Annotated in this window: 18 protein-coding genes and 2 riboswitches; of the genes, 4 read left to right on the forward strand and 14 right to left on the reverse strand. The window is 39.8% G+C overall.

What is annotated here, in order from left to right; genetic code table 11:
* Positions 1–11: 11 nt before the first annotated feature.
* A riboswitch (TPP riboswitch) is annotated at positions 12–102 on the reverse strand.
* 178 nt (positions 103–280) lie between these two features.
* Both AB1I62_RS12465 and AB1I62_RS12470 read left to right on the forward strand, forming a co-directional pair.
* A complete protein-coding gene (locus tag AB1I62_RS12465) occupies positions 281–1,066 on the forward strand; it encodes a TraX family protein (RefSeq protein ID WP_104859541.1) in 786 nt (261 codons plus the stop codon).
* A 163-nt stretch (positions 1,067–1,229) separates the two neighbouring features.
* On the forward strand, positions 1,230–2,591 hold the full coding sequence (locus AB1I62_RS12470) for an MFS transporter (protein WP_104859540.1): 1,362 nt from the start codon (positions 1,230–1,232) through the stop codon (positions 2,589–2,591).
* A gap of 51 nt (positions 2,592–2,642) precedes the next feature.
* Here the strand turns inward: AB1I62_RS12470 and AB1I62_RS12475 are convergent, their stop codons facing one another.
* The gene (locus tag AB1I62_RS12475) at positions 2,643–3,833 is read right to left on the reverse strand and encodes an MFS transporter (RefSeq protein ID WP_010706833.1); all 1,191 of its coding nucleotides are present in this window, start codon (positions 3,831–3,833) and stop codon (positions 2,643–2,645) included.
* 144 nt (positions 3,834–3,977) lie between these two features.
* Here AB1I62_RS12475 and AB1I62_RS12480 point away from each other — a divergent pair, with 144 nt between their 5' ends.
* Entirely contained in the window at positions 3,978–4,334 is a 357-nt protein-coding gene (locus tag AB1I62_RS12480) for a helix-turn-helix domain-containing protein (protein WP_002356348.1), read from the forward strand.
* A gap of 92 nt (positions 4,335–4,426) precedes the next feature.
* Here AB1I62_RS12480 and thiD read toward each other — a convergent pair whose 3' ends face one another.
* The 8 genes from thiD to galE all read right to left on the reverse strand — a co-directional run bounded on the left by thiD (position 4,427) and on the right by galE (position 11,943).
* Complete coding sequence (gene thiD, locus AB1I62_RS12485) at positions 4,427–5,257, reverse strand: bifunctional hydroxymethylpyrimidine kinase/phosphomethylpyrimidine kinase (RefSeq protein ID WP_002381400.1); 831 nt, start codon at positions 5,255–5,257, stop codon at positions 4,427–4,429.
* Positions 5,254–5,889, reverse strand: coding sequence for a thiamine phosphate synthase (thiE, locus tag AB1I62_RS12490; RefSeq protein WP_002368794.1), 636 nt, complete (start codon positions 5,887–5,889; stop codon positions 5,254–5,256). The genes thiD and thiE overlap by 4 nt, the downstream gene beginning before the upstream one ends.
* A complete protein-coding gene (locus AB1I62_RS12495; RefSeq protein ID WP_002359422.1) occupies positions 5,886–6,704 on the reverse strand; it encodes a hydroxyethylthiazole kinase in 819 nt (272 codons plus the stop codon). Before AB1I62_RS12495 ends, thiE begins: the two co-directional genes overlap by 4 nt.
* The gene (thiW, locus tag AB1I62_RS12500) at positions 6,688–7,176 is read right to left on the reverse strand and encodes an energy coupling factor transporter S component ThiW (RefSeq protein WP_002356342.1); all 489 of its coding nucleotides are present in this window, start codon (positions 7,174–7,176) and stop codon (positions 6,688–6,690) included. The genes AB1I62_RS12495 and thiW overlap by 17 nt, the downstream gene beginning before the upstream one ends.
* A 140-nt stretch (positions 7,177–7,316) precedes the next feature.
* Positions 7,317–7,405, reverse strand: a riboswitch (TPP riboswitch).
* A gap of 147 nt (positions 7,406–7,552) precedes the next feature.
* A complete protein-coding gene (locus AB1I62_RS12505; RefSeq protein WP_002382484.1) occupies positions 7,553–7,867 on the reverse strand; it encodes a YbaB/EbfC family nucleoid-associated protein in 315 nt (104 codons plus the stop codon).
* 20 nt (positions 7,868–7,887) lie between these two features.
* Positions 7,888–9,648 carry a DNA polymerase III subunit gamma/tau gene (dnaX, locus tag AB1I62_RS12510; protein ID WP_002395639.1) on the reverse strand — a complete coding sequence of 587 codons (1,761 nt, stop codon included), beginning with the start codon at positions 9,646–9,648 and terminating at the stop codon, positions 7,888–7,890.
* 71 nt (positions 9,649–9,719) lie between these two features.
* On the reverse strand, positions 9,720–10,970 hold the full coding sequence (locus AB1I62_RS12515) for a UDP-glucose--hexose-1-phosphate uridylyltransferase (protein WP_164978393.1): 1,251 nt from the start codon (positions 10,968–10,970) through the stop codon (positions 9,720–9,722).
* Positions 10,951–11,943, reverse strand: coding sequence for a UDP-glucose 4-epimerase GalE (gene galE / locus AB1I62_RS12520; protein ID WP_010824854.1), 993 nt, complete (start codon positions 11,941–11,943; stop codon positions 10,951–10,953). Before galE ends, AB1I62_RS12515 begins: the two co-directional genes overlap by 20 nt.
* A gap of 267 nt (positions 11,944–12,210) precedes the next feature.
* On the opposite strand from galE, the gene AB1I62_RS12525 reads away from it, so the two are divergent.
* Positions 12,211–12,378: a DUF3042 family protein gene (locus AB1I62_RS12525; protein WP_002356337.1), complete on the forward strand. Its 168-nt coding sequence runs from the start codon at positions 12,211–12,213 to the stop codon at positions 12,376–12,378.
* 162 nt (positions 12,379–12,540) lie between these two features.
* Here the strand turns inward: AB1I62_RS12525 and AB1I62_RS12530 are convergent, their stop codons facing one another.
* The 5 genes from AB1I62_RS12530 to AB1I62_RS12550 all read right to left on the reverse strand — a co-directional run bounded on the left by AB1I62_RS12530 (position 12,541) and on the right by AB1I62_RS12550 (position 16,469).
* The gene (locus AB1I62_RS12530; RefSeq protein ID WP_048737855.1) at positions 12,541–14,379 is read right to left on the reverse strand and encodes an FAD/NAD(P)-binding domain-containing protein; all 1,839 of its coding nucleotides are present in this window, start codon (positions 14,377–14,379) and stop codon (positions 12,541–12,543) included.
* Between the two features lie 13 nt (positions 14,380–14,392).
* Entirely contained in the window at positions 14,393–14,743 is a 351-nt protein-coding gene (locus AB1I62_RS12535; protein ID WP_002359411.1) for a DUF488 domain-containing protein, read from the reverse strand.
* 121 nt (positions 14,744–14,864) lie between these two features.
* A complete protein-coding gene (locus AB1I62_RS12540; RefSeq protein ID WP_002356334.1) occupies positions 14,865–15,263 on the reverse strand; it encodes a rhodanese-like domain-containing protein in 399 nt (132 codons plus the stop codon).
* A 15-nt stretch (positions 15,264–15,278) separates the two neighbouring features.
* Positions 15,279–16,250, reverse strand: coding sequence for an ROK family glucokinase (locus AB1I62_RS12545; RefSeq protein ID WP_002356333.1), 972 nt, complete (start codon positions 16,248–16,250; stop codon positions 15,279–15,281).
* A complete protein-coding gene (locus AB1I62_RS12550) occupies positions 16,251–16,469 on the reverse strand; it encodes a YqgQ family protein (RefSeq protein ID WP_002356332.1) in 219 nt (72 codons plus the stop codon). It abuts the gene before it with no gap.
* Between the last annotated feature and the right edge of the window lie 11 nt (positions 16,470–16,480).

Consider the following 16,480-nt stretch of genomic DNA (forward strand, 5'->3'; position numbering starts at 1 on the left):
GCGTGAAAAATCAAAGTAAATCGGCATTTCCCTGCGACAGTACTAACTGCATCAGGTTCAATGGGTATCATCTCAGCCATAACAGCACCCCAAATGTTTTTTATTAAAATGTACTTTTACTATAGCATAGAATAACTATAAAAACTAGTCTTGGCACTTTTTTCTTTCATCAAAAGCTGAAGAAATCAAACAATTTTGTAAGATAACTGTTAGGCAAATAAATGGTTGGTTTTTCTGAACTTTGTTATATTGTTCTTTATGAAAGAGAGGCGTTTATACTATGGGTAAAACATTAACTGGCTTTCATTTGAAAGTCATTGGGGTTATTTCAATGGTCTTTGACCATCTATTGCAATTTTTTAGTTTTTTAGGCGTGCCTGGTTGGTTCGGATGGATTGGACGAATTGCTGCACCTATTTTCTTATTTGAAAGTTCTGAAGGCTTCATTCACACAAGCAATCGGCGAAAATACATGTTCCGGTTATTGTTAGGCTTCTGGATTATGGGGATTCTGAATGGCATTTTAAATGCGTATTTTTCAACAGGTGGCTTAATTATCAATAATATTTTTGGGACGTTATTTTTAGGTACGGTCTACATGCAGTCTATGGACTATTTTAAACAAAAAAAAATTGGTAAAGGGCTTCTTTGGTTTATTGTGCCTTTATTAATCAGTGCTCTACCTCTCGTTGTTTTTAGTTCTCCAGACATATTAAGCAACCCTGCTATCTTAATTGGTTTCCAACTTTTCAATCTGATTGTGCCATCACTAATGATGACAGAAGGTGGGTTTTTATTTGTTCTCTTGGCCGTGGCTTTTTATTTATTCCATGGCAAAAAGTGGTTACAAATTTCAGCGATTGGCGTTGTTGCGTTGATTTCAGCAGCCAGCTATAATTTCCAAGAACTATTCGGGGTGAACCACCAATGGATGATGATTTTAGCAGCGATTCCAATTGTTCTTTATAATGGTGAAAAAGGCCGTGGCATGCGGAATTTCTTTTATATTTTCTATCCAGCTCACATTGCTATTTTTGCAATTATTAGTTTCTTCATGCAACGTTAATTATTTTCTGCTTGACGATTGCCTAAAAACTGTTTACAATGCAACATGTAAACAAATCGTACAGATAACACGCAAGTTGCGTGTCGAGAGAGAGGCGGTTTCTATTCTTATAGAAACTGCTTCTATTTTTTTACGAAAAAATGAAAACTATAGAGGTGATTAAATGGAACAAAAAAACGTACGATTATTCCCTGCCGTTTTAGCGACAGGAATTATGTCTTTTGCTGGCGTATTAATTGAAACAGCAATGAATGTAACCTTTCCGACATTAACAAAGGAATTTGGTGTTTCCACCGGTACCGTGCAGTGGGTGACAACGATTTATTTATTAGTTATTTCTATCATGGTGCCCTTATCCAATTATTTATTAAAAACCTATTCATTAAGACGCTTATTTATTGTTGCGAATCTTTTCTTTTTGATTGGTTTAGCGATTGATGTCTATTCGCCATCTTTCAGTATCTTGTTATTAGGCCGACTCTTCCAAGGGGCTAGCACTGGGATTGCTTTGCCACTGATGTTTCATATTATTTTGAACTTTACCCCGCTAGAAAAACGAGGAACGATGATGGGGGTAGGCACATTGACCACTTCAATTGCTCCAGCCATTGGTCCAACGTATGGTGGAATCTTAACATCTTCCCTATCTTGGCACGCCATCTTTTTATTCTTAATTCCTATTTTACTGCTTTCTTTGTTTATGGGATTATCTGCTATTCCAGAAATACCTGTTAAAAAAACCACCACTCTTGATTTGGTTAGTTTAATTGGTATTGCCCTGTTATTTAGTGGTTTGTTGATGTTTTTAAGTAAAATTGGTACATTGTTTGGCTGGCTTTCACTTCTGGCAGCCGTTATTGGCTTTGTTATTTTTTATAAACGAGCAACAACCGCTGAACAGCCACTAGTTCGTTTGACAATTTTAAAAAATCCCGCCTTTGTTTTATTTTTATGTGGCTTTTTAGTTTGTCAATTCTTATTGTTAGGTATTTCCTTTGTCTTACCAAACTTTGTTCAAATCGTCCTTGGAAAAAATGCGTTTGTAGCTGGGCTAGTCATGCTGCCAGGTGCTACAGTCGGGGCCATTTTGGCACCACTTTCTGGACGAGTGTTGGATCAATACGGCGCTAAAAAACCTATATTATTTGGCTTAAGTTTGGCGACAATCGGTTGGCTAGCTTTAACAATTTTACTAGAGATGCCTGTTTTATTAGGATTCGTCACTGGACATGTTACCTATATGATTGGTCTAGGTTTTGCATACAGTAATATGATGACGACTGGTATGAGCTTGTTAGAGGAGAAAGATTTTGGCGACGGCAATACGTTATTTAATACACTTCAACAATTTTCTGGCGCTATTGCGACGGCCATTGTAGCGACGATTATTAATATCGCTCAAGACCACGCAGATAATTTTGCTCAGGGGACAACGATGGGCTCCCTCATTTCTCTGATTTTCTTGTTAACCTTATTAGTAATTGTTTTAATTGCTTGCTGGAATTATTTCCGCAAAAAAGCTTAAAAAAAAAGCAGCTGGTCAGTTCCATAGTGACCAGCTGCTTTTTTTAGTTTTCTAAAGATAGTTGTTTTTTTGTTCTTCTTGCTTCCGAATATAAAGTACGAACAAGACAGCAATTAGCACGATAAAACCACCAAAAATCGGTGTATATGTTACTGATAAATGATCTGTGACCACCCCACCTGTCATTGAGCCGACGGTAATCCCAATATTAAAGGCTGCAATATTAAAAGCTGAGGCCAAAGTGATATCTTCTGGAACATACTTTTCCGCTAATTCTACAACATATAGTTGTAAACCAGGTACATTCATAAAGGCAAATAGGCCCAACATCAAACTTGCTAATAAGCCTAGAAGACTGTTATCCATTAAAACAGTAATGAATAAAAAGACTAAGGACAGAATTAATAAGCTAAACATTTTTACTAACGAATCTAAAGGTTTTTTATTTGCCCAGTGACCACCTACTGTATTGCCAATTGCGACCATTACGCCATAAACAACTAAAATAATCACTACCGCGTTGGCTGAAAAGCCTAAATTTTCCAATAACGGTGACAAGTACGTATATGCAGCAAACGTTCCACCATAACCAAAAGCAGTAATTAGAAAAGAGAAAACGAGGGGTTTGTTCGTAAAAATCCGCGTGATTCCTTTTATGTCAACCTTCCCTGGTATCGGTAAATTTTTGGGAACTAAAAAATAACTAGCAATCAGTCCCACCAAGCCAATACTGGCTATAAAAAGAAAGGACATATGCCAAGCTGTTTGTTGCCCAATAAACGTCCCTAAAGGTACGCCAGTCACTGTTGCAACCGTTAAGCCCGTAAACATAATAGCAATGGCGCTGGCACGACGTGATGGCGGCACAACATCTGCGGCGATGACAGTCGAAACAGACATGAAAATGCCATGCGCCAATGCAGAAAGTATCCGCCCTACCAATAAAATAATAAACGTTGGCGCAAACGCAGCAATTAAATTCCCACTAATGAAAAGAAGCATAATCCCCAGCATTAATGAGCGACGATTCCATTTTCCTGTCAAAATTGTTAATAACGGCGCCCCAATCGTCACACCTAAAGCGTACAAAGAAACAGTCAAACCTGCTTGGGAAAGACTAATATGAAAACTTTTAACAATCATTGGTAATAAACCCACACTAATAAATTCTGTTGAACCGATTGCGAAAGCATTGATAGCTAATGCAAAGAGCGTTAAATTTGGTGAAATTTTCTTTTCCATTCTCTTCCTCCTAAAAAACATTTGAATTTCAACAAAAATTACTATATACTAAGATTGAAATTTTGATAAGTACCTACTTTTTTGTATCATAGGTACCTTTTAGTAACTTTTGGTTATTATCAACCTATTAAGGAGGAATGTTTTTTGGAAACTCGTACATATGCGATTGGTGTCGAAGCAACGATGGATGTTATTGGCGGTAAATGGAAACCAATTATTCTGTGTAATTTACGGCACGGCGCCATGCGCCCCAGCGATTTAAAACGCGGTATTACTGGCATTAGTCAAAAAATGCTGACACAACAATTACGGGAACTCGAAGAAGACAACATTATCGAGCGGAAAGTTTACAACCAAGTTCCACCAAAAGTCGAATATTATTTAAGCGATTATGGTCAAAGCCTCTCTGCTGTCTTAGATAACTTATGTAATTGGGGAGAATCCCACGTGGCTCATTTGCAAGAACAAGGCCAAGAAATTTATTTAAAATGTGAAGATTAGTGAACAAAACGTTTATAAACTATATTAAGAGGGAACTTTAAGCTATTTAAAGCCTGGGGAAAAATCATTTTAGATTTTTCCCCAGGCTCTTCTTATGCTTTAATAACTTGAATATCTTGCGTTAATTGGGCCCAATGATTAGTAGGTCCGTGGCCATGTCCAACAGAAATTGCTTGGCTAATGGCCCCTTGTATAAACTGTTTGCCAATCACAATCGCCGCTTCTAACGGCGTACCTTTTGCTAATTCGGCTGCGATACACGCTGAAAAAGTATCTCCTGTTCCATGAGTATTTTTCGTTACAATTCGTGGTGCACTTAGCCAAAAGCTCGAACCGTCTTCCATTAACACATAATCAGCCGCTTGTTGATTTGTGCTATGTCCGCCTTTCATAATAATATTTTTTGTGCCCAATTGCTGTAATTTTTTTGCTGCGGTCTGCATTTCTTGTTCTGTCTTGATGGTCGTCTCTAGTAAAACTTCCGCTTCTGGTAAATTAGGTGTCACGACCGTTGCTAATGGCAACAGTTGCTCTTTAATCGTTTGAACTGCCTCGGCTTCTAACAAATGATGTCCACCTTTAGCCACCATTACAGGATCGACAATCAACGGACCAAAATCAACTTTCTGCAAATTGCGAACAACAGCTTCGACACGCTCACTATCTGCTAACATCCCCGTTTTCGCTGCCCCAATTTTAAAATCAGCCGCCAGTGATTGGAATTGTGCATCAATAAATGAACTAGGAATCGGCAAACTTTCTTGCACGCCATACGTATTTTGTGCCGTCAATGCAATGACAATATTTAAGCCAAATGCCTGCCGCGCTTGAAATGTTTTTAAATCTGCTTGCATGCCAGCTCCCCCACCAGAATCAGAACCAGCAATCGTGACTACTTGTGGAGTCAAATTATATTCGGTCATTTTCTCGCCTCCAACATTCGCTCCGTTACACGCATCAACCCTTGAACTTTCTCGGTTATCTGTTCAGCCAGCATAATTTCACTGACCAGTGAAACACCAGCCACTCCCGTTCCCATAAGTTGTTCTATATTTTCTTCTTTGATTCCACCAATCGCTACAACAGGAATCGTGACTGCTGCAGCAATTTCAGAAAGTGTCTGCAAAGAAGTTAACGGACTGTCCTTAGTCGTTGTGGGGAAAATTGCGCCCACGCCTAAATAATCGGCGCCCTCGTTTTCCGCTTCAACTCCTCGTGCCACCGTTTTGGCTGAAACACCTACGATTTTTGTGGACCCAACCAGTTTTCGCACAAGAGCAACCGGTAATTCATCATCCCCTATATGCACACCTGCCGCATCCACTGCCAAGCAAATATCGACACGATCATTAATAATCAACGGAATCTGATACGCATCTGTTACCGCTTTAACTTTCACTGCTAATTCGTAAAAGCGCCGTGTTGACACTTCCTTTTCGCGCAGTTGGACCAATGTCACTCCACTGCGACAAGCAGTTTCAATTCGTTTTAAAAATTCAGTATCACTAAAATCATACCGGCCTGTCACCAAATAAACTTTCAATTGCTCTCTCATAGCACTCGTCCTTTCACAGCCTCAAACCAATCCTTCTCCTTCATTAAAAGAGATAACTGATTTAACGTATTTTGGCGAAAATCGGCCAGCCCTTGGCTCTTAGTCTTGGCTTTTTCTCCGCAAAGATTAAAATAGCTCACTGCGGCTACTGCCGCAGTCATTGGCGCGTTGCCTTCACCTAATAAAGCGGCAACTAATGCGCCGACTAAATCGCCCGTGCCAGTGAAACAATCCAACTCAGGAACGCCATTTTGTAAGACAATCACTTGCTCTTGGCTAACCAAAACATCTTGAATCCCTGTTGCTAAAAATACCGTCTGGGGAAACTTTTGTGTTTGTTGACGTAAAGCTTGAATCAGCTCCTCAATTGCTTCTTCACTTTGATCCAAAGGGCTGCCATCCACTCCTCGGCCATGACTCACCAACTGGCAAAAAGTCCGCATTTCTGAAAGATTCCCTTTCACAACGGTTGGCTGATTGTGCACCAGCTTTTCCCCGACTTCACTCCGAATATCACTGGCGCCATAACCGACTAAATCGACTACGGTCGGTTTATTCACTTGCCGAGCATAATCACTAGCTGCTAACAAGCTTTGCTCTCGTTCTTGTGATAAATGGCCTAAATTCAAAACCAAAGCACTGGTTTGCTGAAACAACTGCGGAAATTCCCGTGGATCATCTGCCATAATGGGCTTAGCATCAATATAAAGTAATGCATTCGCCATAGATTCACACGTAATTTCATTCGTAATGCACTGAATTAATGGTGCCGTTGTCAGTGGAAAAATCGTTTCAAACTTAACGCTTGTTTTCATAAAAGTACCCTCCCAAAAATAATTCCTGTGTTTGTTTAAATACCCGAGTTTCTTTCAGTTTTACTAAGACAAGCCAAGCAATCACTGAACCAATCAGTGTGGCACCAATAAATCGTGGTGTATAAATGAACCAATAAAAATTCTGCTTACTGCCAGTAAACCAAACCATTACAGGATAGGACAATAACGAGCCAATGATGCCTGTACCAAAAATTTCTCCTAGCATCGACCAGCCTAATTTTTGTCCCCATTGATAAAATAAACCAGCAAAAAACGCGCCAAAGACGGCACCTGTTAACGCTAATGGCGGAATACCTAAGAACGTCATACGGATTAAGCCGCAGACAAGTGCCATGAGCGTTCCGTAAAGAGGACCTAATAAAACTCCGGCAATAATGTTCATGACACTGGACATAGGGGCCATTCCCTCAATTCGCATTAACGGCGATAATACGACGTCCATCGCAATCATTAAAGCTAGTAACGTAACTCTGTGGATTCGATTTTTTTCCACGTAAAAAAACTCCTTTCTGCGAGAAGCAAAAGGAGGCGCGACTGAAAAAGACAGAAAAACCCAACCACAAATAAACGTAGTTGGGTGCAATAATCGGTCAAAATTTCAAGACATTTCCCTGCGCCAGTCCTAACTGTTTCAGGTTCCATGGGTATAATCTCAGCTAATAGCACCCCAAATGTTTCTCTTCAATTGGCTTTAGTATAGCATAGTTTTTTGGAAGCGACTACTAAAATTGCCAAAGAGTTTTCCCACAAAAATAGAAAAAACGTCATGCCCAAAAAGTTCGATTTTTTGGGCATGACGTTTTTCATACTTTCGTTTGTCTTATTTTTTAGAATCCTGGCATTCCTTTGGTGTATTTACCTAAAGTTGCTTCGGTTTCTTTTTCAATTTTTACTAACGCATCGTTGACAGCCATAATGACTAAATCTTGTAACATATCAACGTCTTCAGGATCAACCACGTCTTCTTTAATGGTCAAATCTTTCATTGTGCGATCACCAGTAAAGGTCGCTGTCACAAGTTGATTGGTTGCTTCACCGATAAATTCTTTTTCATTTAGCGCTTCTTGCGCTTTGGCCATTTCTTTTTGCATTTTTTGTACTTGTTTCATCATGCCTTGCATGTTGCCCATTCCTCGCATCATAATTCCTCTACTCCTTCGTATTAATCATCTAGTACTTCGACAAGCTCTTCACCAAACATAGCGATTGCTTCATCTACTACTGGATTTTCTTGTGAATGTTCATTTGTTACAGGCGGTTCGTCCGCTAGACGAGCCATTTCATTTTCAGGTTCAGAATGATTCAAACTGCCCTGATTTTGGTTAATAAAACTTTGTCTTAGTTTTGGCCAGCTTTCTCTAGTAATGCAGACCATCTCTGGTGTATAGTCCATCAAACGGCTTAAATTATTATTGAAAGCTAACTGCATCTCTTCATCGTCTGTTGCACGAGCACAAACAATCTCATAGTCAAATGCCACCACGATGCCCTTAGGACTCGCCGCGACAGGTTCACTAGCCTTTAGCATCGCTCGTTGAGTCACAGATAATGTTTGCAGTAAGTCTTCCCAGACATTTTTCACATTCATTAAATGTGTTCTTGTCGCTTCATTTAAGACTTGATATACCCGTTCTGTGGGTACGCGGAACGAACTTTTTGGCGCTTGTGGTCGTGCTTGTTGACGTGGCGCATCTGCTTCTTTGGCAGCTACACCGTGTTTCTTTAATTCAGCCAGTTCTTTCTTCAGTTGCCCGATTTGATTTTGTAAATCTGCTAATTCTGGATTTCCCTCTGCACTACCACCTTGATTAGTTGTTTCTGGCGTGTTGTGTTTATTGGGTTGCACCGTTTTAGCCAATTTGACAGTGGCTACTTCCAGATAGATATTCGCATTGTTGGTAAAGCGGATCTCATTTTGTGTGTCACTTAAAATTTGGATTAGTTGGTAGATTTTTTCAGCAGGCGTTTGTGTAGCTAGTTCCTTAAATGCTTCTGTCAAAGTTCCTGCTTTTTCTGCTAATAACTTCGGTGCTTGCTGATACATCAGTAAATCTCGACAATATAATAACAAATCTTCTAAGAAACGGCGCGCTTCTTTGCCTTCGCCTAAAATACTTTCCAAGCCTTCTAATGCTCGTTCAACATCACCGGCGACACAACACTGAATATAATGATCCATCATTTCATAGGTTAGGCTGCCTGTCACTTGCATTGCATCTTCCAGTGTTACTTTTTCATCACTAAAGGAAATCGTTTGATCCAAGATACTCAAGGCATCTCGCATCCCGCCTTCCGCAGCACGCCCAATCACATAAAGGGCTTGTTCCTCATAATCGAGAGCCATTTCCTGCATGATATGGGCCATATGATCGACGATATCTTGCGTACTAATTCGCTTAAAATCAAAGCGTTGCGTCCGTGAGATAATCGTTAACGGAATCTTGTGTGGTTCAGTCGTTGCTAAGATAAAAATAACATTTTGTGGCGGTTCTTCCAAGGTTTTTAAGAGTGCATTGAACGCGCCTGTTGATAGCATATGAACTTCATCAATAATATAAACTTTGTACTCGGCTTGTGTCGGTGCATACTTTGCTTTATCACGAATATCACGGATTTCTTCCACGCCATTATTACTCGCCGCATCAATTTCAATGACATCATTTAAACGACCTTCCGTAATGGCTACACAGGTTTCACAAACATTACAAGGTTCACCATCTTGACTATGTTTACAGTTAATCGCTTTAGCGAAAATTTTTGCGGCACTGGTTTTACCTGTACCACGAGGGCCAGTAAATAAATAGGCATGAGATGTTTTCTTTTGCACTATCGCATTTTTCAGTGTCTGAGTAATTGCTTTTTGTCCTACTACGTCATCGAAACGTTGTGAACGCCAGACCCGATAAAGTGCTTGATAAGCCATTTTTTACCCTCCCTTATTTTTCATTCTTATCTATTATACGTGATTTTTAGTCATTCGGCATCTTTTTTCTTTTAATGAGTCACTGGCGCAACCATTGCTAAAAAAGCCGCTTTTCCTTCACTTGTTTCTGCAAACGCACTGGCTTCTTTTAATCGCTGTTGATACGCTGAAGCGACAGTTTCAAGTGCCTGCGTTTTCTGGTTGTTCCAAGTCGTTAAACCTTGGACTTCTGCTAACGTTAACGAAGGCTTTGCTTGAGGTCGACTAAAAATTAAGTCCATGACATATAAAAGTTCTTTTCGTCGGGCAACGATTTGTATCTCATCCGTTGGCAGTTTTAGCATTTGCCACTGCTCAAAAATATCATTTGCGGCTTGGGCAACTTCTGACGCATTCGGTCCCTCTAGGCGAAATGTCGCAACTGGCCAATTCACCATTCCTGCGTTGATTAAAGGATAGTTAGCTAACTCAACATATTCTGAAATGCTCGCTTCGGCTAATGGAAATTGTTGCAAACCCGTTTGATAATAGACATGCTCATTTTGTTCAAAGTCAGCATCAATCCCAGCAAAATAATGAGGAAAGACCTCAACAATTTTCAACAATTGCTGAAAAGTCTTAACTGAACGTTTCGCTGCCTGATGTTTTTCAAACGCAATCACACCTTGTTGCTGATATTGTGCCTGTTTTACAAAGGAAAACCCCCAGCTTTCGCCATCTAAGTTCATTCGAATCACTCGATGGTTCGTAGTCGCAGGAAATTGCTGACTTCCCTGGTAGCCTTCTGTTGCCATGCACCATTCACAGCGGGGATAGCTTTGTGCAGAGAGCGTTGCTTTTGACGCCTCACTGTGGACCTTATTTGCTAAAAAATCACCATAGACTGTTGAAAAAACAACAGGTTCTTCCTGTTCAATGACCGTACCGTTTTTTTGACAAAGTTGGTAAAAATACTCGGTAGCCTCTTGTGGCTCTTTGGCATAATGTTGTGCAAAAAAAGCATTAACCACAGAAGGTGGCGGTGTCAACAAATCCATCAATTGCACCATGAACTGTTCTTTTTGTTGCTCTGTTTTTACAAGTTGGTTGGCACTCGCAACTTGACACAATTGTTCCGCCAAATCAGCGGCGGTTGTTGCCACAGGCCGTATGTGTACTTCGCCTAATTCTTGTTCACCAATCATTGATAATAAACGGTTCTGAAGATATAAGCGATCCAATTCCATCCAACCACCTGCTTGAATAGCAAGTGTGGTAAAATCGGCAATCATTTGACTCGTGGTCATCGATTCATTCCTCCTATTACTTTTCTTGATATCCATGTGGATGAGCTTGGTGCCATTGCCAAGCGGTGGCGATAATGTCCTTGACCTCAGTTACTTCTGGTTGCCAGCCTAAAACTCGTTTGGCTTTTTCACTAGAAGCAATTAACGTACTAGGATCCCCTGCTCGGCGTGGCGCGATTGTCGCAGGAATTTCTTGACCTGTCACTTCGCGTGCAGCATCTAACATTTCTTTAACAGAATAACCGTTGTTGCTTCCCAGGTTAAAGACGTCACTTTCGCCGCCATTTTTCAAGTATTCTAAAGCCAAAATATGTGCTGCAATCAAGTCTTCAATGTAAACATAATCTCGAATGCACGTGCCATCTGGTGTATCATAATCATCCCCAAAAATGCTTAGCTCTGCTCGTTGGCCTAATGCCACTTGTAAAATAATTGGTACAATATGCGTTTCTGGCGTGTGATCCTCACCAATTGAGGCATCTTTTTTTGCTCCCGCAACATTAAAATAACGCAAAGCAACATATTTCATTCCATAAGCGTTGTCGCACCATTTCATGATTTTTTCCATCATTAATTTACTTTCCCCATACGGGTTTTTAGGATTCGTTGGGGTTTCTTCTGTAATAGGCATTGCTTTTGGTTCGCCATAAGTGGCCGCTGTGGAAGAAAAAACAATATGTTTCACTCCGAATTCTTGCATGACTTCCAAGGCAATTTGAGTGCCGTGAACATTGTTATTGAAATACATTAACGGTTTCTCCACGGATTCTCCTACTAAAGAATTGGCCGCAAAGTGCAACACCCCTTCAATTGATTCCTTTTCAAAGACACTACGTAAAAAAGCTTTATCACGAATATCGCCTTCATAGAAAGTCGCTTGTTCATGAACTGCTGAACGATGCCCTGTTAATAAATTATCAACAACCACAACGGTATAGCCTTTTGAAATTAATTGATCGACGGCATGTGAGCCGATGTAGCCTGCGCCACCTAATACTAAAATAGACATAAATACGCTCCTTTTTCTCTCTAATTTCTTTTTCTATTGTACCATTAAATAAGGTTTACTTCTGAATTATTTCATTTTGTAAACAGGATTTAATTTGGCCATTTCTCCTTATTCATTTTTCCTATAAAAATACAGAAAAGACTTGGTAAATTTTAACAAATCTCTAAATTAGTCGTAGAGTTTATGAAAAATCATTGTAACTATTGGATTTTTTTACTTTTTTCCGTCATAATAGAAACAAATACAATTTGAAAGAAGGAATGAACGATGAAAAAATTTGTATCAGGTATGTTAGTCGGTACTGCTATCACAGTTGCTGCTTTAGCCGGTGTGGCTACAACTATTAAAAAAACAGTCATTGATCCAATTGAAGAAAAAGAAGATATGATTGAAGAAAACCGTAAAAAAGCGATGCGTAAACGTATTGCACGTTAAAAAATAGCTGTGACGTTGAGATAAAAAATCTAACGCCAAGAAATCAACAGAAGCGCTTCTGGCTCTGTTGATTCTCTTAAGCATAACAAGTGGTCATCCATCAAAGCGATGGATGACCACTTGTTATGCTTTCTTTTTTACCAAAGGAGCTGACTATTTTTCTTAACTATTAAAAATAGTGGCAGCAATCCGATCCATATCACGCATATTCCAAGGATCCACACCAGGACGAGCTGCAGCGGCTGTTAACCAATGAATACCTTCTGTTGGAATACCACAACTAAAAAGGCCTGTCGCCACCTGTCCACCTTTTGTGATGACTTGATTCGTGGCAGGCACAATCAAGAGTGCGCCTGTTTTGACTATTTGACCATCAGCTAATGCCAGTTGATGAAGCGTAGCTAGCTTATCGGCTAACAACTGCCTCGTTAAAGGATTCAAACTTTTTTCATTATTAACTTTGGGAATGCGTGCTTCAATTAAAAAGTGACTATTATACCGATTTTCCGGAAATAAATTAGCATAAGTAATAAATTGACCCGCTTTCATTTCGACACGCATTTCTGGCCCCAGAATCGTGACCAATCCCAGTTCAACTAACGCCTGTAGCTCTTCTGTTCTTTCAACAGAAGGTCCCACTGACAAAAAGGTATTCAACGGGGTAAACCAATGCCACAACCACTTTTGACTCTCGTCATTCGTTAATAACCCTTCATCCAAAACAAAGCGAATCTGATCTCTTAAATCTTTTAAACTGTCTAAAGCAGTGGTCAAAGGACCGCTAAGATTGCCTTTCTCTGCTTCTTGAATATCCCATTTTAAATACTCTAGTAAAAACGAACGAAAACTTTCATGAGTGGTTTTCTTTGTTTCAGGATGTTCTAACGCTTGCCAATCAAACCAATCTTGTTTTTCAAAGTGGGCTAAGCTTTCCGGCGCTCCCTTGGTTTGAATAAACAGCTGTTGAAAGGCCTCTTTAGAAAGATGCGGATATTTTTCTTCGATTAAGCAAGTGTAATACACATATTCCACTTCTTTTTTTAAATGCCCAAAAAACTCTGCACCTGTAACCTGTCCTTTTTTACGACATTCAGCTAAATAGGTTTCGGTTAAAAAAACAGGCTGATAGGTTTCCCCGTAACCTTTTTGATTAATCCCTCGAGGATGAGAAGGAAAACCGCGACCAGAACCAGCAATAATAATGGGCTCTCTTCCAGAAGGTTCATAACGTAAGCGGCCATTTTGACGAGAAAAAACACCCCCGCGGCCAATCGTCAAGGCAGATAAATAGTCAAAAAATGCCAAACCTAAGCCTTTTAACACAACGGGTTGTTTTGCAGGTATATTGGCAAGTGCCAATAAAGCATCCGCCGCATTTTTAGGAGAAGAATAAAACAAACGATGCTCCTTGGCGTAGTCCGCAAGCTCTTGTTCAACAGTCGTTAATTCATTTTCTTGGTGACCCAAAGCTAAAATTACTTTGTCTGCCGTAAACTCAATGGATTGAGTATACACATAATAGTTATCCTCTCCTGCCCGCACAGCAGTTACTGGCTCTTTAAAAAACGTCAGCGATGTTTGTTCGTTACACCTCGTGGCTAAATACGTATAAAACCATTTTTGGTACATGCCATAAAAAGCCCTCGAGCAGTGATCATTCGGTCCAAGGCGATGACATTCTTTCAACAACTCAAGATAATTATAGGGTTGTTGCTGTTGAATGTACTGCGCAGCTTCTGTTTGGGTCCATTCATAGAGAGTGGGACCCTTGACAATTGGTCCTTCGCCACTAAAAGATTCATCTGTAAATAAAGTGACTTGACTAATCACGGTGTTCATTAATAAATAATTAGGTTGCTCTGCTCGCCAAATTTTCCCACCTGGACCGTATGGATCAAACAACGTGAGCTGAACATTTATTTCCGTTTTACGAGCCCATTCAATGACTCGTTCTGCAGCTGATAAGCCTCTGGGTCCAGCACCTACAATTGCAATTTTCATCCAATCACCTACTCTATTTTTCTAATAATTCTTTTAAGACAACCGCTTGATTATGCACTGTATCTTTCGCCCCATAGACCAGCGTGACTACTGGCTGATTTTTTACAATCGTCTGTAACTGCTTAAACGCTGTGGCAGTTGGCTCATGTTTCAATTCTTCTTGGTATTTTTGTTTAAACTCAGGATATTTATTTGCTTCATGATTAAACCATTTCCGTAGCTCTGTACTTGGTGCCACTTCTTTGAGCCATTCATCTAACTTTTCAGATTCCTTGGATTTTCCTCGTGGCCAAATACGGTCAACTAAAACACGGTAGCCATCTTGCTCTGTCGGTGCTTCATATGCTCGCTTGATTTGAATCATCTGCCTTCACCTCTTCTCTTTATTGTAGCTCAAAAAGTGAGGACTGACAAAAAGCAACATCTCTATTAAGCTTTCCTATACAAAAAGAGTTGGTCTCAATGAAGACCAACTCTTTTTGTTATTAACTATTTCTCTTTTTCACTTTCCCAGTCCAGCCATCATAGCCGCCTTTTAAAATATAAATATCAGTATAGCCATTTTTGCGTAATAAATTAGCTGCTCGGATACTTAAAGCTTTCTTCTGATCATAAAGATAAACAGGTTGATCCTTACGAAGAGAACCAATTGTTGTTTTTAACATGCTGTATGGCATGCTGCGCGCCCCTAAAATATGCCCAGCATCAAATGTATCTTTCTCACGAACATCAATCACTTGTGCTTTACGCATTGTTTCTTTAAATTCTTCTTCCGTCAGCATTTTTGCTGAACGTTTCACCATAATTTTCAAATATAATTCATTGAATACCATCGCTAGTACAATAACTAGCAAAATGCCATTGATTACCCATAAAATACTCATTCTAAAAAGCCCTCTCTATTTCTCTTTTGAAAATTGTAATGCTAGTGAAGCGGCACCAATCACGCCGGCCTCATTACCTAGCTCTGCTAATTTGATTTTTGTACTATTTCGAACTTGCGGGAAGGTAAATTCTTGGAAATATTTTTCGACACGACTACGTAAAAATTCTCCTGCTGCAGAAACACCTCCACCGATAACCACGCTATCTGGATTTAACGTGTTGCCTAAGTTTCCTGTGGCTAAGCCTAAATAGAAGCAAACACGATCCACAACCATTAAAGCAAAATGATCGCCTTTTTCGGCAAATTCAAAAACGTCTTTACTTGAAACATCTTGTCCATCATCAATCGCTTGTTTCAGTTCAGAGTCACCTGCAAACTCTTCTGATAAATGACGTGCAACACGAACGACACCAGTGGCACTAGAAACAGTTTCTAAACAGCCACGTTTCCCACAGGTACAGTCAAAGCCGTTAGGATCAACCGTCACATGCCCAACTTCACCAGCACAGCCAGCAACACCGTGGAGCAATTCTCCTGCTGCAACAATGCCTCCGCCGACACCTGTTCCTAAAGTAATAAAAATCACGTCGGGATTGTTTTCCCCCGCGCCTTTCCAACGCTCACCTAAAGCGGCAACATTGGCATCATTATCTAAGGCAAACGGAATTCCTAAAGCAGATTCGATTTGTTCTTTGACAGGCTGTACAGTCGTCCAGTTTAAATTATAGGCACCTACAACAGTTCCTTTTTCAATGTCGACACTTCCTGGTGTTCCCATACCAATTCCCACAAAATCTTCTTTTTTCATATTATAAAGATCTATACGGTGACGAATGCTTTCAATAATTGATGGCACAATATGCTTGCCATCTTCTAAAATATTCGTTTCAATACTCCATTTTTGTTGAACAACGCCATCGGTTGTTAAAATAGCAAATTTGATGGTCGTTCCACCTAAATCAATCCCAATAATCTTCTTATCCATTTAGTCGATTCCTTTCTGCTTCCCTCTAGATTCTTCTATTCGATGCTCTCTTTGCAAAATATGCCGGGCCTGTAAATACGTATCTCGGTCTACCAATTGACCTTCATACAATTTTTTTAATTCAATCATCATTAACTCAATATCATAAATCCGTGCACCGACATAAATATACATCCCAAACTGTTTAAAAAGTTGTTGTACATCATATAACGTTTCCATACGAAAACACT

It is taken from the genome of Enterococcus sp. AN402 (genome assembly GCF_040719405.1).
GTDB classification, from domain to species: Bacteria; Bacillota; Bacilli; order Lactobacillales; family Enterococcaceae; genus Enterococcus; species Enterococcus faecalis.